Here is a 21,732-nt window from a genome sequence, read left to right on the forward strand (position 1 = left end):
GCCCTCAGGGCGGGTTCAGGCCGCGCCGCGGGCCCCGGACTCGCCGCCGCCGTCCACGAAGGCCTTCAGCTCGTCGAGGGACGCGAAGGTGAAGCGGCCCTGCGGCGTCTCCGCCTCGATCGAGCCGTCCTCGAACATCACGTAGGTGTTGCCGCCCGAGGCGTAGCGCCCCACCACGGTGCGCGGGGCGGCCTGCGGGGCCGGCTCGGGCTCGGGGGGCGTGTCGAGGCTCGGGCGCAGGGCCGGCGGCTCCTCCGCGGCGGCCTTCCCGGGCTCCTCCAGCGGGGGCGGAGGCGGCTCGGGGGCGGCGAACAGGTCGTCCTCGGGCGCGATCGCGCGCTCGGTCGGCGCGTCCGGCTCGGGCCGGCGATCCGCCTCCGGAACGCGGACGGGCGGGGCCACGGGCGCCGGCTCGGCCGGGGCCGGCTTCGGGGACTCGACCGCGCCGAGTTCCGGGAAGGGGGCGCGGGCCTCGTCCGGGCGGAGTTCCAGGCTCGGCTCGATCCGGGGCCGCTCGGGATCGAAGGACGGCTCGACCACCGAGGGCACGATGAAGGCGGGCGCCGCCGGCAGGACCGGCGGCAGCCGGGTCCGGGCCTCGTCGACGGGGGCCGGGGCCGGCGCCGCGGCGGGGGCCGGCCGCTCGCCGGCCGCCGGGGCGCGCCCGAACGCCCGCTCCACCCGCCGGAAACCGAGCGCCACGACGCCGAGGCCGAGCAGCACCGCGCCCGACGAGGCCGCGACCGAGCCCGCGATCACCATCGCGAGTCCGCTCTCCAGACGCACGTACGGGAAGCCCTGGATCACGGCGGCGCAGCCCCCGATGATCATGGCGGCGGCGAGCGCGAACAGCGCAGCGATCATGTTACTCTCTGACACGGGCCGGCTGACGGCCGGCGCTCAAGGCGTGCCGCACAGTAAGGCCTAGCCGTCATATTGCAAAACTCGGGGCCGAGATGTCCGGGAAACCGGAATAGTCCGGATCTGCGCCGGCTATGCCCGGGACGGCCGACCCGCGGATCCGCGCCCGGATCAGCGGGTCGGCGGAACTTCCCGCGCCGCCGTGGCGGAACGGCGTTGCCGTCCCGCGGCCACCGACTTACCTAGCGGGCTCTCGACTCGGGAGCCCCCGCCGGGGACGAGGCCGCCCCCTGCTAAGCGGAGATAGACGCGATGACCTTCACCCTGCCGGAACTGCCCTACGCCTACGACGCGCTGGGGCCGTACATGTCGAAGGAGACCCTCGAGTTCCACCACGACAAGCACCACAAGGCCTATGTCGACACGGGCAACAAGCTGCTTGAGGGCACGGATCTCCAGGGCAAGAGCGTCGAGGAGATCGTCAAGGCCGCCTACAACACGAATCAGCCGCTCTTCAACAACGCCGGCCAGCACTACAACCACATCCACTTCTGGCAGTGGATGAAGCCGAACGGCGGCGGCGCGATCCCCGGCGCCCTCGCCAAGAAGATCGACGAGGATCTCGGCGGCGCCGAGAAGTTCAAGGCGGACTTCATCCAGGCGGGCGTCGGCCAGTTCGGCTCGGGCTGGGCGTGGCTCGCCGTCAAGGACGGCAAGCTCGCGATCATGAAGACCCCGAACGGCGAGAACCCGCTGGTCCACGGCGCTCAGCCGATCCTCGGCGTCGACGTGTGGGAGCACTCCTACTACATCGACTACCGCAACCGCCGGCCCGACTACCTGAAGGCGTTCATCGAGAACCTCGTGAACTGGGAGCACGTGGAGAAGATGTACGCCGAGGCGACCCGCTGAGGCGTATCGCCGGTGCCGCGGTCCCTGTGTCCGCGGCACCCTTGAGGTGGCGCACGAAACCGGCTCTTGATGCGCCCGACGCCGGATGACCCGGTGCGGAAGGGTCCGGCCATTTCCTTTCGATCGACACGCGCGACGCTTCGACCGTGCTCCCGCCCGCCCCCGCTGAGGGGCGAGGGGGTGGGCGAGCGCCCCGCCCGATGATCCGCTCCATCCTGTCCGTCGGCGGCTGGACCCTGGTCTCGCGCGTCACCGGCTTCGCCCGCGACGTGGTGATGGCCGCCGTCATGGGCGCCGGGCCCCTGGCCGACGCCTTCGTGGTCGCCTTCCGGCTCCCGAACCATTTCCGCGCGATCTTCGGCGAGGGCGCGTTCAACACCGCCTTCGTGCCGGCCTATGCCGGGCTCGCGGAGGCCGGCGAGCCCGGGGCGGCGCACCGCTTCGCCGACCGGGTCTTCACCCTGATGCTGATCGTGCAGCTCGTGCTGCTCAACCTCGCCCTGCCGGCCATGCCCTGGGTGGTCCACGCCCTGGCGCCGGGCTTCGCGGAGGATGGCGAGCGCTTCCAGCTCGCCGTGGCGCTGACCCGCATCACCTTCCCGTACCTGCTGTTCATGACGCTGGTGACGCTGCTGTCGGGCATCCTGAACGCCCACCGGCACTTCGCCGTGGCGGCGGGCGCTCCGGTCCTGCTCAACCTCGCCATGCTGGCGGCCTTGAGCGTGAGTTTCCTGTTCCCGAACGCGGCCTACGCCGCCGCCTGGGGCGTCGCGGTCTCGGGCGTGCTCCAGTTCGGCCTGCTGTGGTGGGGCTGCCGCCGGGTCCGCGTGATGCCGGACCTCGCGGTGCCGCGCCTCGATCCCGCGCTCAAGCGCTTCTTCGTCGTGCTCGGGCCGGCGGTGGTCGGCTCGGCCGGCTTCCAGATCGCGGCCTTCGCCGACACGATCATCGCGAGCTGGCTGCCGACCGGGGCGGTCTCGGCGCTCTACTACGCCGACCGGCTCTACCAGCTGCCCTTCGGGGTCATCGCCATCGCGGCCGGCACGGTGCTGCTGCCGGAGATGAGCCGCCGGATCGCGGCCGGCGACGTGGCGGGCGCCCACGCGGCGCAGAACCGGGCCGCGGGCTTCTCCCTGGCCCTCTCGGCGCCGTTCGCCGTCGCGTTCCTGACCATCCCGGGCCTGATCATGGCGGCGCTGTTCCAGCGCGGCGCCTTCAGCGCCGAGGACACGGCGCGGGCGGCCTCGGTGCTGGCGGCCTACGGCTTCGCCCTGCCGGCGGTCGTGCTGGTGCGCAGCGCCGTGGCGAGCTTCTACGCCCGCCAGGACACCAAGACGCCGCTCTGGGCCTCGCTGACCGCGATCGGCGTCAACGTCGCCCTGAAGCTGTGGCTCACCGGCCCCTACGGCGTGACCGGCCTCGCGCTCGCCACCGCGGTCGCCCAGTGGGTGAACCTGCTGCTGTTGCTCGTCCTGGCCAAGCGCCGGGACTGGACGGCGCCGGGGCGCGCGCTCGGCCTCACCGTCGCCGGGGTGGCGCTGGCCTGCCTCGGGCTGGCGGCGGTCGCCGTCTACGGCCAGGGGCTCGTCCAGGCGCTGGTGCCGGCCCTCCCGCACGGGCGCGACCTCGTCGTCCTGGCGGTGCTGGGGCTCGCCGGTGCCCTAGTCTACGGCGGCCTGCTGGCGGGCCTGCTGCACCTGTTCGGCCTGCGCCTGCGCCGGGCCTGAATGACCCGGCCGGACTCGCCGCCGCGCGGGTCCGGCCCCAGATCGGGCGAGAGCACCCAGTGAGGAACGCCATGACCGACGCAGCAAAACCCCTCGCGGGCGTGAAGGCCGCGGTGTTCGACGCCTACGGCACGCTGTTCGACGTGAATGCCGCGGTCCAGCGCTACGCCGAGGCGGTGGGGCCGGACGCCGCCCACCTCTCCGAGGTCTGGCGCAACAAGCAGCTCGAGTACAGCTGGACTCTGTCGCTGATGGGCCAGTACGCCGCCTTCTGGGACCTCACCGTGCGGGCCCTCGACTATGCCCTGGCGATCCACCCGAACGTCGATCCCGGCCTGCGCGAGCGGCTCCTCGACGCCTACCGCGACCTCGAGGCCTACCCGGAGGTCCCGGGCGTGCTGGCGGCCCTGCGCAAGCGCGGCATCCGCACCGCCGTCCTCACCAACGGCAACGCCGCCATGGTCGACCGGGCGGTCGCCTCGGCCGGGCTCGCCGACCACCTCGACGCGGTCCTCTCGGTGGACGACGCGCAGGTGTTCAAGACCCATCCCGACGCCTACCGGATCGCCCTGACCCGGCTGGCGGTGGGGCAGGGCGACGTGCTGTTCTGCTCGTCGAACCGCTGGGACGTGGCGGGGGCAGGGGCCTTCGGCTTCCGGACCGCCTGGGTCAACCGCAAGGGGCTGCCCGACGAGTATGCCGACCTCGCGCCCACGGTCGTGGTCGGGTCCCTCGACGGGCTGCTCTGACGGGCTGTCCGCTGAGCGTCCCCGATCCGAGACGCGGCCGGCGTCGGGACGTCGCCACGGCAGCGTCCCGCCTCAGGCTGGAGCGACCGCGGGCCGCCTTATCCGGCACACAATTCAATTGGCCCACTTCGCGGATTCTTAATCCTCCCGGTGTTGGATCATCCTCAACACGAACGGGAGATGTTTCGCGTGTCCTTGAACGGTTCCTTCACGACGATCCGCGCTGGGGCCGCAGCCCTCGCGGCGACCCTGGTGCTCGGGGCGGTCGCCCCGGCCGCCGCCCGCGACCAGACCGGTGCCATCGTCGGCGGCCTCGCGGCCGGCGTCGTCGGCGGCATGGTCGGTAGCGCCCTCGTCAACGGCGCGAACCCGCCGCCCCCGCCGCCGCCGCCGGAGTACCGCCCGCGCCGCGTCGTGGTCGAGGAGCCCGAGACCATCGTGGTGCGCGAGCGCCGCGGCCCGATCTGCCACTACGAGCGCCGCAAGGAGTGGCTCGGCGACGGCGAGTTCACCTACCGCCGCGTCGAGGTCTGCGAGTAAGTCGCTACCGCGGGTATCGAATCGGCGCCGCGTCCCCCGGGGGCGCGGCGCGTCTCATTTCACGACCAGCCAATCCTCGACCACGAGGGCGTCGAGGCCGGTGGTGTAGAACATCAGGATCGCGTCCTCCGCGCCGTGGAGGATCGGCTTGCCCATCACGTTGAAGCTCGTGTTGAGCAGGATCGGCACGCCGGTGATCTCCGCGAAGGCGCCGATCAGGGCCGCGTAGGCCGGATTCCGCTCCGCCGTGACGCTCTGGAGCCGGCCGGTGCCGTCCGCGTGGACCACCGCCGGGACGCGGCCGCGGACCGCCGCGCGCCAGACCAGGGTGCGCTCCATGTAGGGGCTGTCGGCGTAATCCTCGAACCAGTCCGGCCCGGCCTCCGCCAGGATCGACGGCGCGAACGGCCGGAACGCCTCCCGGTACTTCACCTTGGCGTTGAGCGCGTCCTTGGCGCCCTCCGGCCGCGGATCGGCCAGGATCGACCGGTTGCCGAGCGCCCGGGGCCCGAACTCCGCGCGGCCCTGCACCCAGCCGACGAGGCCGCCCTCGGCCAGGATCCGCGCCGCCGCGCGCGTCGCCTCCGCGTGGCCGACGCGCTTGGCCCGCGGCTCCTGCTCGGCGAGCCGCTCCATCGCGCCGGTCGGGACCCGGGAGCCCAGATAGGGGGAGAGCGGGCGCTGCGCCGGCGGCGGCCCGGCCCAGTCCGGATGGTCCTCCGCGTAGGCGAGCCACGCCGCGCCGACCGCGTTGCCGTCGTCCGCCGGGGCCGAGGGCACGTGCAGCCGGGTGAAGCCGGACCGGCCGAGCACCCGGCCGTTGTAGGAGGAGTTGAGCCCGCAGCCGCCCGCGATCACGAGGTTCTCGGACGGCGCCAGCGCGCGGGCCTCCGCCACCAGCGCGTCCATCAGCGTCGCGAACAGGTCCTGGCCGCAGCGGGCGAGGTCGGCCCAGCCCGCCTCCAGGGCATCCGCGGGGCGGCGGGCGCGGATCTCCGCGGCGACCGCCCGGATCGTCTCCGCGTCGGCGTAGCGCAGGCGGTGGCCCTCGACCGTGCAGAGCCGGCCGAGCAGGGCGGCGAGGTCCGGGTCGGGACGGCCGTAGGGGGCGAGCCCCATGATCTTCCACTCCTCGCCCTTCACCTGGTCGAAGCCGGCGAGGTCGGTGATCAGCCCGTACAGAAAGCCCAGCGAGCCGCGCCCGCGGTGGCGGCGCAGCTCCGTGATCCGGCCGCCCTCCAGGCGGTAGATCGCCGCCGCGCCGGTCTCGCCCATGCCGTCGACCACCAGGGCGGTGGCCGTCTCGAACGGGCTGCCCCACAGGCCGTAGGCGGCGTGGCACAGGTGGTGCGGGTAGCGCCGCTGCCCGGCGACGGTCGCCCGGGGCGCCGCGCCGGTGATCCGCGCCTCCTGGTTCAGGGCCAGCAGTGTGCCGTGGCCGGCCCGCTCCTGCGCGCCGTGGAGGTCGGCGATGAACACCCGCTCGGCCTGCTCGGGCACGTAGGAGCGGTTGAGCGCCGTGGTGTGGGCCGAGAGCGCCATGAGGTCGAAGGCCCCGGCGCCGGCCTGGCCCCGCAGGAAGTCGGTGAATTGCGGGCCCCAGGTGGAGGCGACGACGAGCTCGGAGCCCGGCGGGACGTGCGCCTTCAGCAGCGCCGCCATCACGGCCGGGGGGTCCGGCTCGCAGTTCGGCGCGCGCTTGTACTGCAGGGCGCGCTCCGCCGCCTCGGCGAAGAGCAGGGTGCCGTCGGGCCCGACCAGGGCGACGGCCGGGTCGTGGAAGGTGGTGGCGAGGCCGAGATAGAAGCGCATGTCGACGCGGCCTAGCGCATTTTCGCGCCGGACGGAGCCCGGCACGTGTGAGAGGTGCCGACAGCCGCCCGCTAGTGCGGGGTGGCGCGGCGCTTCGTGACGAGAAGGATCGCCGCGCCGGCGAGTCCCGACAGGGCCGAGCCCGCGAGCACGCCGAGCTTCACGGCGGTCTCGTGCTGCGGGTCCGGGAAGGCGAGGCCGCCGATGAACAGGCTCATGGTGAAGCCGATGCCGCACAGCACCGCGACCCCGTAGACCTGGCCCCAGCCGGCCCCGGCCGGGCGCTTGGCCCATCCCAGCGCCACCGCCAGCCGCAGGCTCGCGAACACGCCGGCCTGCTTGCCCAGGAACAGGCCCGCCGCGATGCCGAGCGTCACCGGCTGGAGCAGGGCCTCGGGGGTGAGGCCGGAGAGGTCCACGCCCGCATTGGCGAAGCCGAAGACCGGCACCACCCCGTAGGTGATCCAGGGCGCGAGGGCGTGCTCCAGCCGGTGCAGGGGCGAGTGCGCGTCCTCCGGCCGGCCCGGGCTGACCCGGATCGGGACGGTGAGCGCGAGCAGCACGCCCGCGATCGTCGCGTGGATCCCGGAGCGCAGCACGAGGACCCAGAGCACGAGGCCGAGGAGCCCGTAGGCCGGAAGCCACCCGATCCCCGCCCGGTTGAGGCCGTAGAGGCCGGCCAGCACCAGGGCGGCGAGCCCCAGCGCGGCGAGGTCGAGGCCGGAGCTGTAGAACAGCGCGATCACCACGACGGCGCCGAGGTCGTCGACGATGGCGACCGCGCTGAGGAAGATCTTGAGGGAGACCGGCACCCGCGACCCGAGGAGCGCCAGGACGCCCAGCGCGAAGGCGATGTCGGTGGCCGCGGGAATAGCCCAGCCCCGCAGGGTGCCGGCGCCGAGGTTGGCGAGCGCGTAGAACGCGGCCGGAACCGCCATGCCGCCGAGCGCCGCGAAGCCGGGCAGGACCCGGTCGGGCCAGGTGCGCAGCCGCCCGTCCAGCGCCTCGCGCTTGATCTCCAGCCCGACCAGCAGGAAGAAGCCGGCCATCAGGCCGTCGTTGATCCAGTGCTGGACGCTCAACGGGCCGAGTTCGGCGTGGAGGGCGTGCGCGTAGGTCCCGGCCAGCGGGCCGTTGGCGACCACCAGCGCCAGGGCCGCCGCCGCCATCAGGATCAGCCCGCCCGCCGCCTCGCCGGCGAGCAGCGTGCGGATGATCGAGAGGGGGCGCGGGCCGCGCCGCGGCGGGGGGCTGTCGGGGGTGGGCGACGTCATCGCGGCAGGCCTTGCCGCGCATCGCGGGGACGCGCAAGCGACTGGCCGAAGTCCCGCTCGAAGCCCTACGACGTCCGCCCCAGGGCCGCGCGGATCAGCGCCAGCCCGTCCGGGCTCGACCACGCGGCCGGCCCCTTCATCACCCCGATCGTGCAGCCCTGCGCGTCGACCAGCATCGTGGTCGGCAGGCCGGGCGACTGCGTGTCGCGCTGGAGGATCGGCAGCACGCGGCCGCCGGGATCGGCGTAGTAGGCGAGGTCGTGGATGCCCGCCTGCTTCAGCCATTCCGGCGGCTTCTCGAGGTTGCGCGTGTCGACGTTGATGGCGACGACCTGGAAGTCGGGTCCGCCGAGCTGCGCCTGGAGCCGGTCGAGGGCGGGCATCTCGGCCTTGCAGGGCGCGCACCACGTCGCCCAGAGATTGACGAGGAGCAGCCGGCCCTTGAGGTCGGCGAGGCCGGTCTCGGCGCCGTCCGGGCCCTTGAACCGGATTTCGGGGGCGGGCCGGGCCTGGGGCAGCGCCTGCATGGCGGCGACCTCGCCCTTGGACGCCGCATCGACCCGGGCCAAAGCCGGCTTGGCGGCGGCGCAGGGCTGGAGGGCGCCGCCCGTGTTGCCGGGCAGGAGACCGCTCCCGTATAGGGCGAGCCCGAGGACGGCGAGCGCGGCGACGCCCGCGCCGGCCAGGATGGGTGTGCGGCCGGGCATCAGCTTTGCCTGCCGGGGCGTTCAGGGCGCGGAAGGATCGACATGAGCAACCGGATGTGGGGCGGCCGCTTCGCGAGCGGCCCGGCGGAGATCATGGAGGAGATCAACGCCTCCATCGGATTCGACAAGCGCCTCGCGCCCCAGGACATCCGCGGCTCGCTGGCGCATGTGGCGATGCTGGGCAAAGCCGGCATCCTGCCGGCGGAGGATGTGGCCGCAATCGAGGCCGGGCTCAAGTCCGTGCGCGACGAGATCGAGGCCGGGACCTTCGCGTTCAAGCGCGAGCTCGAGGACATTCACATGTCGGTGGAGAGCCGGCTGACCGAGATCGTCGGCCCGGCCGCCGGCCGCCTGCACACGGCGCGCTCGCGCAACGACCAGGTCGCCACCGACATGAAGCTCTGGGTGCGCGACACCCTCGATTCCCTCGACCAGCAGGCCGCCGACCTGCAGCGGGCACTCGCCGACAAGGCGCTGAAGCATGCCGACACGGTGATGCCGGGCTTCACCCATCTGCAATCGGCCCAGCCGGTGACCTTCGGCCACCATTGCCTCGCCTATGTCGAGATGCTGGCCCGCGACCGCGGCCGGTTCCGCGACGCCCGGGCGCGGCTCAACGAATCGCCGCTCGGCGCCGCGGCGCTGGCCGGCACCTCCTTCCCGATCGACCGGCACGCCACCGCAGCGGCCCTCGGCTTCGACCGGCCGACCGCCAACTCGCTCGATTCGGTCGCCGACCGCGACTTCGCCCTGGAGGCGCTGGCGGCGGCCTCGATCTGCGCCGTGCACCTGTCGCGCTTCGCCGAGGAGCTGGTGGTCTGGACCTCGGCCCAGTTCAACTTCGTGCGGCTGTCCGACGGGTTCACCACCGGCTCGTCGATCATGCCGCAGAAGCGCAATCCCGACGCCGCCGAGCTGGTGCGGGCCAAGAGCGGCCGGATCATCGGCGCGCTCACCGGCCTGCTCATCGTCATGAAGGGCCTGCCGCTCGCCTATTCGAAGGACATGCAGGAGGACAAGGAGGGCACGTTCGACGCCCTCCAGGCCCTGTCCCTGTGCCTCGCCGCCATGACCGGCATGGTGAAGGACCTCGAGCCCAACGCCGAGGTGCTCGCCCGGGCCGCCGGCTCCGGCTACGCCACCGCCACCGACCTCGCCGACTGGCTGGTGCGCGAGCTCGGCCTGCCGTTCCGGCAGGCGCACCACGTCACCGGTCGCCTCGTCGGCGTCGCCTCGGCCAAGGGGGTCGGGCTCGAGGCGCTGTCGCTGCCCGAGATGCAGGAGGCGGAGCCGCGGATCACCGAGGCGGTCTACGCGGTGCTGGGGGTCGAGAACTCGGTGGCGAGCCGCACCAGCTACGGCGGCACCGCGCCCGACAACGTCCGGCGCCAGGCGCAGGCCTGGATCGAGCGGCTGGGCTGAGCCGCGCCCTCGGCGACCGGCGCCCTCGGTGACCGGTGCCCTTGGCGGCGGCGCCCGGCGGATGGCAGGGTGGGACCATGACCCTGCCGGTTCACGGCGCAGGGGCCGCGAGGCGCGGCCGAATTCGGAACCCGGCTCGTGGCGCTGCTGCGCCTCGGCCTCTCGGTCGTGCTGGACTTCCCGGCCAACACCGTCGCCAGCCGGGCCCGGATGCGGACCCTGTTCGAGGCGGCCGGCGTCGCCCATCGGCTCCACGTCCCGACGTGCCCGACGCGGTCTGCCAGGCCCGCCTCCGCCTCCGGAACCCCGCGGGTGCCCATCCCTTCACGGTGACGGACGCGGAGTTCGACCTGTTCAGCCGCTACTTCGTGCCGCCGGCCCCGGCGGAGGGCTTCACCCGCGTCGTTCACCGGGCGTGAGGCGGGCCGCTCCGCCCGCATCGCGGCGCCCGCTCATCCACAGGGCCCTTCAAAATTGTGCATTGCAACCCTCGACCGGCCCGCGCGTTCACCGTCTGGCTAAGTCCGCTCAGCTACAAGCTTCGCCGTCTGGATCGGAGTTCGCAGGATGCCTGTCGAGAGTTGGCTGAACACGGAGGATGTGCCGGATTTCGCGGCGCACGCCACGGCGATGATCGACGCCGCTCTGACCGGTTCGGGCCTGACGCGCGAGGCCTACTGGGCCGCCGTGCGCAAGGGCTACAACACCCCCTACAACGATCCGCCCCGCAAGCGCGCCGCGCCGGCCCAGCCGAACGCGATCGCGGTGCCCGCCGGCCCGGCGGCCGAGCCGCTGCCGGTTCCGGCCGGCGTCATCGCGGCCCGGGCGACGGAAGCGCGCGCCGTCTGATTGTCGACGGATCCCGCCTCGCCATCTTGCCGACGTTTTACGCAAGCTTCACTAATCCCGAACCCCGGTCCGGCTCCTGACGGAGCCGCCCGTCGTCAGGAAGTGAAGATGGTCCGCGTCCCCCGCTCGCTCCCGGTCGGAGCTCTCGCCCTGCTCGCCTCCGGGCTGGTTACCGGCCTCGTTGGGGGCGTTCTCGGCGGGACCTGCCTGGTCGCGACGGCGGCCCACGCCCAGGACGCGGCGGCCCAGGACGCGGGGGGCGGCGACGCGGCCCCGACGCGGCGCGGGCGGCGGCACGGCCGCGAGCGGAGCAAGCGCGCCGAGAAGAAGACGGCGACCCCGCCCGGGATGCAGCAGGCCACGCCGGTGGCGATCTTCGGCGACTGGAACGTGTTCGTGAACGGCGACGGCCGCAACAAGCTCTGCTACGCGATCGCGCAGCCGCAGACGCGCTCGCCCAAGACCCTGAAGCGCGACACCGCCTACCTGTTCGTGAGCGTGCGCAGGGGCGAGAACATCCAGAACGAGGTGGCGGTGATGCTGGGCTTCCCGTCGAAGCCCGCGGCCTCCCAGATCAAGCCCGGCTCCGCGGCCGCGCCGACCGACCCGAGCCTCAACCTCGGCGCCAGCCGCTACGGCCTCGTGGTGAAGGACGGCAATGCCTGGCTGCAGAATCCCGCCGAGGAGGCGCGGGTCGTCTCCGAGATGAGCGCCCGCAACCCGAAGCTGATCATCAAGACCACCTCGCTGCGCGGGAACCCGACGAGCGACGAGTACGCGCTCGGCGGGTTCGCGGAGGCCATGAAGCGCACCCGCGACGAGTGCAGCAAGTAGCGGGCGGGTCAGGCCCGCCGCAGCGCGGGCCGGTGCGCCCGGGCGGGTGATCGCGTCCGGGCGCTCATGCGCGCGCGGGCCGCGCGTGTCGCCTGCTCGGCCGTGCGGAACACGGCGCCGTCGAGCCCGTCGAAATCGCGCGCGGACGAGAAGAACCGGACGCCGCGCCCCTCCGGGACGGCGATCCCGGCGGTGACCTCACCGATCTCGATCACCCGGGCGGGCTCGGTCGGGCCGAGGACCGGGTCTGCGAGGTCGGGACGGTTCTCGGGCTTGTACTCTGCGAGACTGTGCATCGGATTGGGAACTCCCTGGGCCGGCTTCTCGCCGTTCCGGATCGCGTTGGCTGCTGCGGAGATTCGACGGGGCTCAGCGTCGACAGCGCCGGCGGGCGGCGGAGCAGCAGGGGGCGATCGGGGGCAGGGATCGAAGGGACGATGTGCGAGTGACCATCGGACGTCCTCCAGACTGAAGGACCGCGCGGCGCGGGGCCGGCGCAGTGCTTTAGCGTTTGATCACGCGGAGCAAGCTACGCTTCTCAAATGACCGCGGCCGGCCCCGTCGAGCGCCCGAAGGGGCTCGGCCGGACCGGCACCCCTGAAAATGGGCGCGGCGCCGCGCACCGTCAACGGAACGGACTTCCGATTTTCGGAGCCCGCCTGGCAGGAAGCCGGCTCCGGGCGCGCGTCCGGGAGGCGGATCGTTCAGGCCGCGGCGATCACCGCGGCGAGGTCGGAGAAGTCGGAGAAGATCCGGGCCGCGCCGGCCTCCGCGAGCCCGGCGCCCGCCGGGTCATGTCCCCAGTGGCCGCCGCCGGTGAAGCCGGCGACCCGCATGCCGGCACTCCGGGCCGCCGTGACCCCGGGGACGCTGTCCTCGATCACGAGGCAGGCCGCCGGGGCGACGCCCATCCGCTCGGCGGCGAACAGGAACAGGTCTGGGAAGGGCTTGCCCCGCGCCACCTGCGCCGAGGAGAAGACGTGGTCGCCGAACAGGGGCAGGAGCCCGGTCAGCGTCAGGGAGTGGCGCAGCCGAACCGGGTCGCTGCTCGACGCGACGCAGACCGGCAGGCCCACGGCGGCGACCGCCTCGGCGACGCCGCGCATCGCCCGCAGGTCCGCGTCGAACAGCGCCAGGGTCTCGGCCTTCACCGCCTCGACGAAGCCGTCGGGGGCGGTGACGCCGTAATCGCGGGCGACGTGCGCCATGATCGAGGGCATCGCGGTGCCGGTGAAGCGCGCCCGCACGGTGGCGAAGTCGATGTCCGCGCCGATCCGGTTGAGCCCGGCCGTCAGGCAGGCGAGGCTCAGCGGCTCGCTGTCCACCAGGACGCCGTCGCAATCGAAGATCACGAGGCCGAGATTCGTCGCGCGCGCGTCCAAGGTCGACCGTTCCCGCACGGCCCGCCGCCGCCGGGCGACCCTGTGGCACGGGCCCGACGGCCCGGCAACCGCGCGGATCGACGCTCGCCCCGGGCGCTTGCACCTTGCGGCGCGGCCCCATACTCCCGGGGCGGGCGCGCCGCTCCGGCCCCCACGGCCCGTAAGGCAAGGCTCAGAAGGCCCCGCGATGTTCCGCTTCCTGGCCCGCGTCCTGGGCTTCCTGCTGATGGCCGGCGGCTTCGTCGCGCTGGTCTACGACGGCGCCCGCTCCATCGCCAACAACGGGCTGCGGGTGACGCCGCTCTCCGACGTGATCGCCATCCTGTTCAAGGACAAGGCCAGCGCCCTGCAGGGCAGCGTGGAGGGGGCGGCGCCCTGGCTCTGGCACATCCTGGGCCTGCCGCTCACCCTGGCGCCGGCCTCCCTGATCGGCCTCGGGCTCGGCGCGGTCCTGCTCTGGCTCGGCCAGCCGGGCCGCGAGCCGATCGGGTTCCTGACGAAGCCCTGATCCTCCGGGCGGCCTAGCGGGCCGCGAGCTTGGCCTCGGCCTCGGCCAGGGCGGCCTTCAGCCGCTCGATCTCGGCGGTCAGCGCGTAGTGCTCGCTGACGTCGAGCTGCGAGGCGAAGAAGTAGACCACCCGGCCCGCCTCGTCCCGCACCGGCCCGACATAGAGGGCGTTCTGGAAGGTCGAGCCGTCCTTGCGGTAGTTGAGGAGGTCGACCCGGATATCCTCCTCCCGCCGGATGGCCGCGCGGAGGCGGTCCACGGCCGCCGCCTCGGTGTCGGGCCCCTGCAGAAAGCGGCAGTTGCGGCCGACCACCTCCATCCGGGTGTAGCCGGTCAGCTTCAGGAACGCGTCGTTCACGAAGACGATCGGATTGTCGTGCTGGGCCGGATCGGTGATGATCATCGGCATCCGGGTCGCCCGCACGGCGGCCGCGAAGGGGTCGCCCCGGTGCGACTCCGCCTTCAGCTCGTCCGGCACGTGGCTCGTGGCGGTCCCGCCCGTCTCCATCCGGATCAGCCCCTCATAACGCCGCGCAGGGCGGCCATCCGACCAGTATCTCTCCGGGCAACAAGCCGGAATTTGCCCGCGAGATCCAGTCTCGCGGCTCGATTTAGGGCGGCCGGAGCGCCGAACGCTTTCCCGGCGGTCCCGGCCGTTCCATATCGGGCCGGAGCCCGAGACCGGAAGGCGAGCCGATGTTCCTGTTTCGCAAGCGTCCCGCGATGCCGGCCCCGGCCGACGCCCTGCCCGGACGCCCGACCCCGATCCCGACCGCCGAGACGCATGTCGTCAACGGCAACCCGCTCAAGGGTCCCTATCCGCCGGGCACCGGGACGATCGTGCTCGGGCTCGGCTGCTTCTGGGGCGCCGAGCGTCGATTCTGGCAGCTGCCCGAGGGGGTGTTCGTGACGGCCGTCGGCTACGCCGGCGGCTACACCCCGAACCCGACCTACGAGGAGGTCTGCACCGGCCGGACCGGCCACAACGAGGTGGTGCTGGTCGCCTTCGATCCGGCGGTTCTGCCCCTGGAGGCGGTGGTGCGGACCTTCTTCGAGAGTCACGACCCGACGCAGGGGATGCGCCAGGGCAACGATGTCGGCACGCAGTACCGCTCGGGCATCTACACCGTCGGCCCCGACCAGGACGCCGCGGCCCGGTCCGTGCGCGCCGCCTACGCGGAGGCGCTCCGGGCGCGCGGCTTTCCCGACGTCACCACGGAGATCCGGCCGCTGGAGCAGTTCTACTTCGCGGAGGCCTACCACCAGCAGTACCTGGCGAAGAACCCGGCCGGCTATTGCGGCCTGGGCGGCACCGGCGTCAGCTGCCCGGTGGGAGCCGGCGTCGCCGCCTGAACCTCACGGGCTCCGGCTGTCGGGCCGCGTCTGCGGGCCCGGCACCGGGGCGCCGGCGGCGCTGCCCCGCAGGGGCGGCGTGCTGTTCGGGCTGCGCAGCACGATCAGCACGCTGCCGAGGACCGAGAGCGCGAGGGCGGTCGCGAGGAGGATGAAGAGCCAGCGGGGCATCCGGGGCCGTTAGCACATCGGGGCCGGCGCGCCGAGCGGCGCACCCGGCGACGGGCCGAACCAGCGGCCCACCGCCTCCCGCAGGCCGTCGAGGGCGTGCGCCGCGCCCGTCCAGGCGATGCAGCCGTCGGGACGGACCAGCATCGAGGGCCTCTCCGGGACCGCGACGCAGGTCACCCGCCCCGTGGCCGCGGCGACCATCCGGGAGGCCGCGCCGTCGGCGCTGCCGTCGACGAGAAGGCCCCGTCCGTCCTGCATCGCCCCGTAGAGCGTCGCGCCGCCGGGGCCGAGCGGCCCGTCGCCGGCCATCCGGCCGACCGCGTCCTCGGCCGAGCCGAGATCGTACCGGGCGCTCAGGCCGCGCATCAGGCTGCCGAGGATCCGGCTGACCTCGTCGCTCTCCAGGAGCCGCGCCATCAGGTCGCGCAGCGCGCCCGATTGCGGATCGGGCCGCAGGATCGCCGCCTGGGCGCGGGTGTTGGCCGTGACGGCCTCGGCCACCGGGCGCCGCTCGGCCGTGTAGGTGTCGAGCAGGCTCTCGGGCATCTCCCCGCGCAGCACGGCGGCGAGCTTCCAGCCGAGATTGGCGGCGTCGCCCAGGCCGAGGCTCAGGCCCTGGCCGCCGAAGGGCGCGTGGACATGCGCCGCGTCGCCGGCCAGCAGCACGCGGCCCCGGCGGTAGGTGTCGACGAGGCGCGTGTTGTCGGCCCACCGGTTCGCGGCCTCGACTCCCGCGACGCGGATATCCGTGCCGCTGACCCGGCGCAGCACGGTCTCGATCTCGTCGCGCGTGACGGGCGCCTGCCGGTCGGCCGGCGGGCCGCTGAAATCCAGCATGAACAGCCGGCGCGGGAACGGCCCGTGGCCGAAGACGCCCCCCGGCCCGCGGTGCCAGCCGACCGGCAGCGCGCCGGCGGGATCGTCGAGATCGGCGATCGCCTGGTACATGGTGAGCGTCGGCGGCGTGCCGGGAAACGCGAAGCCGGCCATCTTGCGGACCGCGCTGCGGCCGCCGTCGCAGCCGACGAGATAGGCGCAGCGGACCCGCCCGTCGCCCGCGGGCGCGGTCCAGGTGACCTCGACACCGTCGGCCGCCTCCGTGAAGCCCGTGAGCGTGCAGCCGCGGCGCAGGTCGACCCCGAGCGCCGCGGCGCGGTCGATCAGCATGGCTTCGAGGCCCTGCTGATCGACCGCGCGCATGCGCCGGTCCGGCTCCGCCTGCGGGTCGCGGCGGATGAACAGGAAGCCGAAATGGCCGCTGAACTTCGCGCCGCGCAGGCCGCCGCCGGCCTGCCCCGGCACCCGGTCCATCGCCGCCAGGCTCCGCGCCTCCGCGGCCTCGATCGCCGCGCCCATGCCCCGCCGCTGCAGCGCCTCGACGCCCAGGGGGCCGACCCCGAGCGCCTTGAGGGTGGTGCTCGGCGCGGTGAGGCGCTCCAGCACCCGGACGCGCGCGCCCCCGAGGGTCAGCTCGATGGCGGTGAGGAGCCCGACCGGCCCAGCTCCGGCCACGACGACGTCGATCGCCCGATCCATGGACTCAATCCATTTATATACTCAGTCCATAAATCGATGTGGTATGTGGCGGCGCATGTCAACGTCCCCCGACCGCCGGTCCCGCAAGCGCCTCGCCACGCGGCAGGCCATCTCGGACGCCGCCACGCGGCTGTTCCTGGAGCGCGGCTTCGACGCCGTGACGGTGGACGAGATCGCGGCGGCGGCCGATGTCGGCCGGATGACCGTGTTCAACCATTTCCCCCGCAAGGAGGACATGTTCTACGACCGCGACGAGGAGGGCCGCGACCTCCTGCGCGAGACCCTACGGCAGCGCGATCCCCGGGTCGCGCCGGTCGAGACGCTCCGCCAGCTGGCGCACCGGCTGGTGACGGGCCGGAACCCGGTCGTGGACTTCTCCGCGCGCAGCGGCGCCTTCGTGGCGACGGCGGCGGAGAGCGAGACGCTCAAGGCCCGGGCCCGGGCGATCCGGGACGAACTCGCGGCCGTGCTGCGGGTCGCGCTCGCCGAGTCCGTCGGGCGCGGGCCGGAGGATCCCGACGCCGATCTGGCGGCTGGCCTGCTCCTGGCGACCTGGAGCGTGGCCTTCCTCCGGGCGCACCGGACGTTCGGGGCGACGCGGCGGACGGAGGCGGCGAATGCCGCCTTCCTGGCAGTCATCGACCGGGGGACGGCGGGCCTGCGGGCGGCGCTGGCCGGCACGCCCTACGCGGAGGCCGCCGCGCCCTGAGCGGCGACCGCCCCGGAGTGCCGGCCTACGGCGCCTTCAGCACCGCCCGGCAGGCGGCGGGCAGCGCCGCCATGGTCATGGCGGGCTTGGGCTTCGGCGGCGTCTTCGGGGGCTTCGGGTGGAGCACCGCGTCCGAGAACCAGTAGCTGAGGTCGTCGCAGCCGTCGCCCGGCGGCGGCGCGCCCTGCGGCTGGCAATCCTCCTGGCCGGCCGGGCAGGCGAGCCGGATATGGTAGTGGTAATTGTGCCCGTACATCGGGCGCACCTTGGACATCCAGCGGCTGCCCGCGGCGTCGCGGCAGAGGGCCTTCTTGATCGCCGCGTTGACGAAGATGCGCTCCACCTCCGGCTGCTCGGCGGTGATCTTGATCAGCTGCAGGTGCGTCGGCGTCCAGACTTCGGGATCGATGTCGAGGCGGTCGCGGCGGACCATGTCGGTCGCCGAGGTCTCCTCGCGCTCCGCCCGGCTCATGCGGTGGTCGGGCATCGGCGTCAGCCAGACGTCGGCGTCGATGCCGATCTGGTGCGAGGCGTGGCCGGTGATCATCGGGCCGCCCCGGGGCTGGGCCATGTCGCCCACGAGCAGGCCGGGCCAGCCGACCCGGGCGGCCTTCTGCGACAGCCGCTCGATGAAGTCGATGAGGTAGGGGGTGCCCCACATCCGGTTGCGGGACGGGCGCATGACCTGCCAGTTCGGCCCGTCCATCGGCAGCGCCTCGCCGCCGGAGAAGCAGCCCTTGGCGTAGAAGCCGTAGATGTGGGCCGGCCCTCCGGCCGGCCTGGTGACGCGCCCGAACAGGGCCTTGGCGGGCGTCGAGGGCGCGTCCGGATGCTCCAGGGGCGGCAGCGGCTTCGGGTTGATGCTGCCGCGATCCTGGGCCTGCGCGGCGGCGGGCAGGAGCAGGGCGGCGAGCGCGAGGCTCTGGGCGAAACGCGGCATCGGCATGCGGGGGCTGTTCGTCCGGCTGGAGAGGGCGGGCGCGGGCGCCCGCCGGAACGTGGCCCAGGGGCGGGGCGTTTTTCGGGCAGACGGCGCGCGCCGCGCGGAAACGGTCGGGAGGCGACGATGGCGGTCACGGGGACGGGCACGGGGACGGGCACGGGGACGGGCACGGCGAGCGGTCAGCCCGGCACGGCGAATCCCGCCGACAGGGCACCCCGCCGCCTGATCGCCAGCGATCGGGTCATCGGGACGGATGTCCGCCGGTCCGACGGGACCCGGGTCGGCCGGATCGAGCGGCTGATGCTCGACAAGGTCTCCGGCCGGGTCGCCTACGCGGTGATGAGCTTCGGCGGGTTCCTGGGCCTCGGCGAGGATTTCTACACGCTGCCCTGGTCGGTGCTCCGGTTCGAGCCGCAGCAGGACGCCTACGTGGTCGACATCACCGAGGAGCAGCTGCGCGCCGCCCCGGCCCGCACCCCCGAGGGCACCGATCCGGCCGCGGACGGCGCCTGGGAGGAGCAGATCCACCGCTACTACGACGCGGCGCCCTACTGGGGGATCTAGGCGACGCCGGGCGTCGCCTGCTCGGAGCGGAACTCAGCGGACATGGCGGGTCACCGGCCCGCACCAGCCGGGCAGGTAGTCGGCGTCCTTGGATTTGGCGAGCGACATCGCCCGCTCCAGGGCGGAGGAGAAGTCGTTCTCGATCCGCTTCTCCTTGATGTTCCGCCGCAGGAAGTCGGCCCAGAGGAACTCGCTGAACGGCGTCGTGTCCTTCGCGAAGCCGCCGGCCCGGCGCAGCTCGCCGGCGAGGCTGCGGTAGGGGTCGTCCACCAGGGCGTCGACCGATTTCGGGATGTCGCCGAAGTGCCGGCGCACGCCGTCGGCGTCGTAGGGATGGGTCCAGGACTTGTGGTCGCAGACCGTCCAGAACGCATCCTTGTCGAGGTAGTGCAGGTCGGCCACCACGGTGACGAGCACGCTCTCGACGCCCTCCTCGTGCAGGGCGCGGGACAGGTGGTGGTGGTCGATGATGTAGTGGCGCTTCTTCGGACCCAGCAGGGTCGGGATCATGTGGGCGCCGAGGAATTCCTTCTTCTTCTCGCCGTCGTACTCCCGCCAGCGCCGCCGCTTCTCCGCCACTTCCCGATAGCCCACCGTCATCTGCGTCGGGCGCAGCTCCGCGATCGGGACGGGCTTGAGCAGCGGCTCTCGGTTGGCCATGAGGTCTCCTTCCTGCGTGGATTTGCCACGCGCTCGTCACAACCTATCCAGGATCGGAGGAGCGGCCAGGGCGCGCGGCGCTCACGTTTCCGGCATCGCGCGGACGGCCTCCAGCACGAACACGCGGATCGCCGAGGACAGGTTCTGCCCGTCGCGGCCGGCGTCGATGTGCCCGATGAGGGCCTGGACCGACTGGCCCCGCGCCTCCGCGATCGCCCGCAGGGCCGCCCAGAACGGGTCCTCCAGCGACACGCTGGTGCGGTGGCCGGCGATCATCACGGAGCGCTTGGTGATGCCGGCGCTCATGCGGGATCGGCCGCGCGTCCCGTCCCCGCGCGCGGAACGAGGCGGTCCAGGACGGCGCGACGCCTCTCAGCCCCGCGAGACGGGATCGCTCCGCCCCGCGCGCGACGACGCCGGCCGGGGAGCGACAGGATCATTCCGCGGTATCGGGCTCGGAGGCGCCCCGCTCGAGGCGGTGGCCCTCGTGGCGCTCGGTCTCCAGGGCCTTGCGGCGCTGCTGGAGCGTCTTCGCCTTCTTGGGCTGCCCGAAGGCGATCCGGTTGGACTCGGCCTTCGTGTCGGCCTCGGCCCGGGCCTTCGCCTTGCGGACCTGACGCAGGTTGATGATCTCGGCCATGGACCGCCTCCCGGTGTCCCGCGGCCGGCGCGGGCGGACCGCGCCGGCGAGTCTCGGAAGAATCAGTCGGCGCTCGGCGCCAGCATGGTCTCCGGCCGGACCACGCGCGCGAACTCCTCCTCGGTGACGTAGCCGAGGCGCAGGGCCTCCTCCTTGAGGGTGGTGCCGTTCTTGTGCGCGGTCTTGGCGATCTCGGCGGCCTTGTCGTAGCCGATCGAGGGCGCGAGGGCGGTCACCAGCATGAGCGAGCGGCTCATCAGGTCGGCGATCTTGTCCTCGTTGGCCTTGATGCCGACGACGCAATTGTCGGTGAAGCTCACCGCCGCGTCGGCGAGCAGCCGCACCGACTGCAGCACCGCGTTGGCGATCACCGGCTTGAACACGTTGAGCTCGAAATTGCCCTGGGAGCCGGCGAAGCTCACCGTGGTGCCGTTGCCGATCACCTGGGCGCAGACCATCGTCAGGGCCTCGCACTGGGTCGGGTTGACCTTGCCGGGCATGATCGAGGAGCCGGGCTCGTTCTCGGGCAGCGACAGCTCGCCGAGGCCGGAGCGCGGCCCCGAGCCGAGGAAGCGGATGTCCTGGGCGATCTTGAACAGGCCGGCGGCGAGCGCCGACAGGGCGCCCTGCGTGAAGACGAGGGCGTCGTGGGTGGCGAGCGCCTCGAACTTGTTCTCGGCCGAGGTGAAGGGCAGGCCGGTCAGCTCGGCGACCTTGGCGGCGAAGCGCTCGGCGAATTCCGGGTGGGCGTTGAGGCCGGTGCCGACCGCGGTCCCGCCTTGGGCGAGGGCCAGCACGCCCGGCAGGGTCGCGGCGACCCGCGAGCCGCCGAGCGCGACCTGCGCGACGTAGCCGGAGAATTCCTGGCCGAGGGAGACCGGGGTCGCATCCTGCAGATGGGTGCGGCCGATCTTGACGATCGACTCGAATTCCTTGGCCTTGGCGTCGAGCGCCCCGTGCAGGTGGGAGAGCGCCGGCAGCAGGCGCCCCTGGATCTCGCGGGCCACCGCGATGTGCATGGCGGTGGGGAAGGTGTCGTTCGAGGACTGGCCGCGGTTGCAATGGTCGTTCGGGTGGACCGGCGACTTGCCGCCGCGCTGGCCGCCGAGCCGCTCGTTGGCGAGGCTCGCGATCACCTCGTTGGCGTTCATGTTCGACTGGGTGCCCGAGCCGGTCTGATAGATGACGAGCGGGAACTCGTCGTCGTAGCGGCCCTCCACGACCTCGGCGGCCGAGGCCGCGATGGCGTCGGCGAGCTTCGGGTCGAGGGCGCCGAGATCCTTGTTCACCAGGGCGGCGGCCTGCTTCACCACACCGAGGGCGTGGACGAGCGGCGCCGGCATCCGGTCGGTGCCGATCTTGAAGTTCTGGATCGAGCGCTGCGTCTGCGCGCCCCAGTAGCGATGCGCCGGGACCTCGATCGGACCGAAGGTGTCGGACTCGGTGCGGGTGGCGGTCTCGGTGGGCGACATCGTGGCCTCTACGTCTGGTGCAGTGCGGTGCCTACTTAAATGAGGTGCGGGTGAATCGCGATGCCGGTTTTCCCGGCGCGCCAACAAGGGCGGGGCTCTGTTCCCGC

Annotated in this window: 26 protein-coding genes; 12 read left to right on the top strand and 14 right to left on the bottom strand. The window is 73.1% G+C overall.

Translation table 11 applies throughout. The annotated features are described in order from the left end of the window. Positions 1-15: 15 nt before the first annotated feature. Positions 16-864, bottom strand: coding sequence for a hypothetical protein (locus J3A75_RS29450; RefSeq protein ID WP_071000167.1), 849 nt, complete (start codon positions 862-864; stop codon positions 16-18). Between the two features lie 309 nt (positions 865-1,173). Between J3A75_RS29450 and J3A75_RS29455 the strand changes: the two genes are divergently transcribed. The 4 genes from J3A75_RS29455 (at position 1,174) to J3A75_RS29470 (ending at position 4,789) form a co-directional block, all read left to right on the top strand. After that, positions 1,174-1,773, top strand: a complete 600-nt coding sequence (locus tag J3A75_RS29455) for a superoxide dismutase (RefSeq protein WP_012321416.1) — start codon at positions 1,174-1,176, stop codon at positions 1,771-1,773. 200 nt (positions 1,774-1,973) lie between these two features. Continuing rightward, positions 1,974-3,500 (top strand): murein biosynthesis integral membrane protein MurJ, encoded by a 1,527-nt coding sequence (gene murJ / locus J3A75_RS29460; RefSeq protein WP_063110270.1) that lies wholly within the window; start codon positions 1,974-1,976, stop codon positions 3,498-3,500. A gap of 71 nt (positions 3,501-3,571) precedes the next feature. After that, positions 3,572-4,249, top strand: a complete 678-nt coding sequence (locus J3A75_RS29465; RefSeq protein ID WP_024828761.1) for a haloacid dehalogenase type II — start codon at positions 3,572-3,574, stop codon at positions 4,247-4,249. Positions 4,250-4,429: 180 nt separating this feature from the next. Beyond that, positions 4,430-4,789, top strand: coding sequence for a hypothetical protein (locus tag J3A75_RS29470; protein ID WP_046154864.1), 360 nt, complete (start codon positions 4,430-4,432; stop codon positions 4,787-4,789). 54 nt (positions 4,790-4,843) lie between these two features. On the opposite strand, the gene J3A75_RS29475 is transcribed toward J3A75_RS29470, so the two are convergent. The 3 genes from J3A75_RS29475 to tlpA form a co-directional block, all read right to left on the bottom strand. Then, positions 4,844-6,601 carry a carbamoyltransferase gene (locus J3A75_RS29475; RefSeq protein ID WP_071000168.1) on the bottom strand — a complete coding sequence of 586 codons (1,758 nt, stop codon included), beginning with the start codon at positions 6,599-6,601 and terminating at the stop codon, positions 4,844-4,846. 71 nt (positions 6,602-6,672) lie between these two features. Beyond that, entirely contained in the window at positions 6,673-7,875 is a 1,203-nt protein-coding gene (gene nhaA, locus J3A75_RS29480; protein WP_012321421.1) for a Na+/H+ antiporter NhaA, read from the bottom strand. A 65-nt stretch (positions 7,876-7,940) separates the two neighbouring features. Continuing rightward, positions 7,941-8,582 carry a thiol:disulfide interchange protein TlpA gene (gene tlpA / locus J3A75_RS29485; RefSeq protein ID WP_012321422.1) on the bottom strand — a complete coding sequence of 214 codons (642 nt, stop codon included), beginning with the start codon at positions 8,580-8,582 and terminating at the stop codon, positions 7,941-7,943. 42 nt (positions 8,583-8,624) lie between these two features. On the opposite strand from tlpA, the gene argH reads away from it, so the two are divergent. From argH to J3A75_RS29505, 4 genes are all read left to right on the top strand, one after another. After that, the gene (gene argH / locus J3A75_RS29490) at positions 8,625-10,004 is read left to right on the top strand and encodes an argininosuccinate lyase (protein WP_012321423.1); all 1,380 of its coding nucleotides are present in this window, start codon (positions 8,625-8,627) and stop codon (positions 10,002-10,004) included. 138 nt (positions 10,005-10,142) lie between these two features. After that, positions 10,143-10,337, top strand: a complete 195-nt coding sequence (locus J3A75_RS29495) for a hypothetical protein (RefSeq protein WP_029358698.1) — start codon at positions 10,143-10,145, stop codon at positions 10,335-10,337. Between the two features lie 234 nt (positions 10,338-10,571). Then, positions 10,572-10,853, top strand: coding sequence for a hypothetical protein (locus J3A75_RS29500; RefSeq protein WP_024828759.1), 282 nt, complete (start codon positions 10,572-10,574; stop codon positions 10,851-10,853). A 108-nt stretch (positions 10,854-10,961) separates the two neighbouring features. Further along, a complete protein-coding gene (locus J3A75_RS29505; RefSeq protein WP_053621371.1) occupies positions 10,962-11,687 on the top strand; it encodes a hypothetical protein in 726 nt (241 codons plus the stop codon). Between the two features lie 8 nt (positions 11,688-11,695). Here the strand turns inward: J3A75_RS29505 and J3A75_RS29510 are convergent, their stop codons facing one another. Next, positions 11,696-11,983, bottom strand: a complete 288-nt coding sequence (locus tag J3A75_RS29510) for a hypothetical protein (RefSeq protein ID WP_029358695.1) — start codon at positions 11,981-11,983, stop codon at positions 11,696-11,698. Positions 11,984-12,391: 408 nt separating this feature from the next. Then, complete coding sequence (locus tag J3A75_RS29515; protein ID WP_071000169.1) at positions 12,392-13,069, bottom strand: HAD family hydrolase; 678 nt, start codon at positions 13,067-13,069, stop codon at positions 12,392-12,394. A gap of 187 nt (positions 13,070-13,256) precedes the next feature. Here J3A75_RS29515 and J3A75_RS29520 point away from each other — a divergent pair, with 187 nt between their 5' ends. Continuing rightward, a complete protein-coding gene (locus J3A75_RS29520) occupies positions 13,257-13,577 on the top strand; it encodes a hypothetical protein (RefSeq protein WP_012321429.1) in 321 nt (106 codons plus the stop codon). 13 nt (positions 13,578-13,590) lie between these two features. On the opposite strand, the gene J3A75_RS29525 is transcribed toward J3A75_RS29520, so the two are convergent. Further along, positions 13,591-14,085 carry a PAS domain-containing protein gene (locus tag J3A75_RS29525; RefSeq protein ID WP_012321430.1) on the bottom strand — a complete coding sequence of 165 codons (495 nt, stop codon included), beginning with the start codon at positions 14,083-14,085 and terminating at the stop codon, positions 13,591-13,593. Between the two features lie 188 nt (positions 14,086-14,273). Between J3A75_RS29525 and msrA the strand changes: the two genes are divergently transcribed. Beyond that, positions 14,274-14,930 carry a peptide-methionine (S)-S-oxide reductase MsrA gene (msrA, locus tag J3A75_RS29530; protein WP_024828755.1) on the top strand — a complete coding sequence of 219 codons (657 nt, stop codon included), beginning with the start codon at positions 14,274-14,276 and terminating at the stop codon, positions 14,928-14,930. A 3-nt stretch (positions 14,931-14,933) separates the two neighbouring features. Here the strand turns inward: msrA and J3A75_RS29535 are convergent, their stop codons facing one another. Then, on the bottom strand, positions 14,934-15,101 hold the full coding sequence (locus tag J3A75_RS29535; RefSeq protein WP_164891351.1) for a hypothetical protein: 168 nt from the start codon (positions 15,099-15,101) through the stop codon (positions 14,934-14,936). Between the two features lie 9 nt (positions 15,102-15,110). Next, positions 15,111-16,637 (bottom strand): FAD-dependent monooxygenase, encoded by a 1,527-nt coding sequence (locus J3A75_RS29540; RefSeq protein ID WP_071000170.1) that lies wholly within the window; start codon positions 16,635-16,637, stop codon positions 15,111-15,113. A gap of 55 nt (positions 16,638-16,692) precedes the next feature. Here J3A75_RS29540 and J3A75_RS29545 point away from each other — a divergent pair, with 55 nt between their 5' ends. Further along, positions 16,693-17,346, top strand: a complete 654-nt coding sequence (locus J3A75_RS29545; protein WP_024828753.1) for a TetR/AcrR family transcriptional regulator — start codon at positions 16,693-16,695, stop codon at positions 17,344-17,346. Between the two features lie 25 nt (positions 17,347-17,371). Here the strand turns inward: J3A75_RS29545 and mepA are convergent, their stop codons facing one another. Beyond that, entirely contained in the window at positions 17,372-18,292 is a 921-nt protein-coding gene (gene mepA / locus J3A75_RS29550) for a penicillin-insensitive murein endopeptidase (protein WP_012321435.1), read from the bottom strand. Positions 18,293-18,412: 120 nt separating this feature from the next. Here mepA and J3A75_RS29555 point away from each other — a divergent pair, with 120 nt between their 5' ends. Next, the gene (locus J3A75_RS29555) at positions 18,413-18,853 is read left to right on the top strand and encodes a PRC-barrel domain-containing protein (RefSeq protein WP_245364388.1); all 441 of its coding nucleotides are present in this window, start codon (positions 18,413-18,415) and stop codon (positions 18,851-18,853) included. Positions 18,854-18,886: 33 nt separating this feature from the next. Here the strand turns inward: J3A75_RS29555 and J3A75_RS29560 are convergent, their stop codons facing one another. The 4 genes from J3A75_RS29560 to fumC all read right to left on the bottom strand — a co-directional run bounded on the left by J3A75_RS29560 (position 18,887) and on the right by fumC (position 21,625). After that, a complete protein-coding gene (locus J3A75_RS29560; protein WP_012321437.1) occupies positions 18,887-19,513 on the bottom strand; it encodes a ParB-like protein in 627 nt (208 codons plus the stop codon). Positions 19,514-19,594: 81 nt separating this feature from the next. Next, positions 19,595-19,819 (bottom strand): ribbon-helix-helix domain-containing protein, encoded by a 225-nt coding sequence (locus J3A75_RS29565; RefSeq protein WP_012321438.1) that lies wholly within the window; start codon positions 19,817-19,819, stop codon positions 19,595-19,597. Positions 19,820-19,949: 130 nt separating this feature from the next. Then, positions 19,950-20,153: a DUF4169 family protein gene (locus J3A75_RS29570; RefSeq protein WP_012321439.1), complete on the bottom strand. Its 204-nt coding sequence runs from the start codon at positions 20,151-20,153 to the stop codon at positions 19,950-19,952. A 62-nt stretch (positions 20,154-20,215) separates the two neighbouring features. Continuing rightward, positions 20,216-21,625, bottom strand: coding sequence for a class II fumarate hydratase (fumC, locus tag J3A75_RS29575; RefSeq protein WP_012321440.1), 1,410 nt, complete (start codon positions 21,623-21,625; stop codon positions 20,216-20,218). Between the last annotated feature and the right edge of the window lie 107 nt (positions 21,626-21,732).

Origin of the sequence: Methylobacterium sp. PvP105 (assembly GCF_017876975.1) — a bacterium.
Lineage (GTDB): Bacteria > Pseudomonadota > Alphaproteobacteria > Rhizobiales > Beijerinckiaceae > Methylobacterium > Methylobacterium radiotolerans.

Bases quoted from the DNA above. Each gene is read 5' to 3' on its own strand.
- J3A75_RS29450 (WP_071000167.1), bottom strand. From the start codon at position 864: ATGATCGCTGCGCTGTTCGCGCTCGCCGCCGCCATGATCATCGGGGGC.
- J3A75_RS29455 (WP_012321416.1), top strand. From the start codon at position 1,174: ATGACCTTCACCCTGCCGGAACTGCCCTACGCCTACGACGCGCTGGGG.
- murJ (WP_063110270.1), top strand. From the start codon at position 1,974: ATGATCCGCTCCATCCTGTCCGTCGGCGGCTGGACCCTGGTCTCGCGC.
- J3A75_RS29465 (WP_024828761.1), top strand. From the start codon at position 3,572: ATGACCGACGCAGCAAAACCCCTCGCGGGCGTGAAGGCCGCGGTGTTC.
- J3A75_RS29470 (WP_046154864.1), top strand. From the start codon at position 4,430: ATGTTTCGCGTGTCCTTGAACGGTTCCTTCACGACGATCCGCGCTGGG.
- J3A75_RS29475 (WP_071000168.1), bottom strand. From the start codon at position 6,601: ATGCGCTTCTATCTCGGCCTCGCCACCACCTTCCACGACCCGGCCGTC.
- nhaA (WP_012321421.1), bottom strand. From the start codon at position 7,875: ATGACGTCGCCCACCCCCGACAGCCCCCCGCCGCGGCGCGGCCCGCGC.
- tlpA (WP_012321422.1), bottom strand. From the start codon at position 8,582: ATGCCCGGCCGCACACCCATCCTGGCCGGCGCGGGCGTCGCCGCGCTC.
- argH (WP_012321423.1), top strand. From the start codon at position 8,625: ATGAGCAACCGGATGTGGGGCGGCCGCTTCGCGAGCGGCCCGGCGGAG.
- J3A75_RS29500 (WP_024828759.1), top strand. From the start codon at position 10,572: ATGCCTGTCGAGAGTTGGCTGAACACGGAGGATGTGCCGGATTTCGCG.
- J3A75_RS29505 (WP_053621371.1), top strand. From the start codon at position 10,962: ATGGTCCGCGTCCCCCGCTCGCTCCCGGTCGGAGCTCTCGCCCTGCTC.
- J3A75_RS29510 (WP_029358695.1), bottom strand. From the start codon at position 11,983: ATGCACAGTCTCGCAGAGTACAAGCCCGAGAACCGTCCCGACCTCGCA.
- J3A75_RS29520 (WP_012321429.1), top strand. From the start codon at position 13,257: ATGTTCCGCTTCCTGGCCCGCGTCCTGGGCTTCCTGCTGATGGCCGGC.
- J3A75_RS29525 (WP_012321430.1), bottom strand. From the start codon at position 14,085: ATGGAGACGGGCGGGACCGCCACGAGCCACGTGCCGGACGAGCTGAAG.
- msrA (WP_024828755.1), top strand. From the start codon at position 14,274: ATGTTCCTGTTTCGCAAGCGTCCCGCGATGCCGGCCCCGGCCGACGCC.
- J3A75_RS29535 (WP_164891351.1), bottom strand. From the start codon at position 15,101: ATGCCCCGCTGGCTCTTCATCCTCCTCGCGACCGCCCTCGCGCTCTCG.
- J3A75_RS29540 (WP_071000170.1), bottom strand. From the start codon at position 16,637: ATGGATCGGGCGATCGACGTCGTCGTGGCCGGAGCTGGGCCGGTCGGG.
- J3A75_RS29545 (WP_024828753.1), top strand. From the start codon at position 16,693: ATGTCAACGTCCCCCGACCGCCGGTCCCGCAAGCGCCTCGCCACGCGG.
- mepA (WP_012321435.1), bottom strand. From the start codon at position 18,292: ATGCCGATGCCGCGTTTCGCCCAGAGCCTCGCGCTCGCCGCCCTGCTC.
- J3A75_RS29555 (WP_245364388.1), top strand. From the start codon at position 18,413: ATGGCGGTCACGGGGACGGGCACGGGGACGGGCACGGGGACGGGCACG.
- J3A75_RS29560 (WP_012321437.1), bottom strand. From the start codon at position 19,513: ATGGCCAACCGAGAGCCGCTGCTCAAGCCCGTCCCGATCGCGGAGCTG.
- J3A75_RS29565 (WP_012321438.1), bottom strand. From the start codon at position 19,819: ATGAGCGCCGGCATCACCAAGCGCTCCGTGATGATCGCCGGCCACCGC.
- J3A75_RS29570 (WP_012321439.1), bottom strand. From the start codon at position 20,153: ATGGCCGAGATCATCAACCTGCGTCAGGTCCGCAAGGCGAAGGCCCGG.
- fumC (WP_012321440.1), bottom strand. From the start codon at position 21,625: ATGTCGCCCACCGAGACCGCCACCCGCACCGAGTCCGACACCTTCGGT.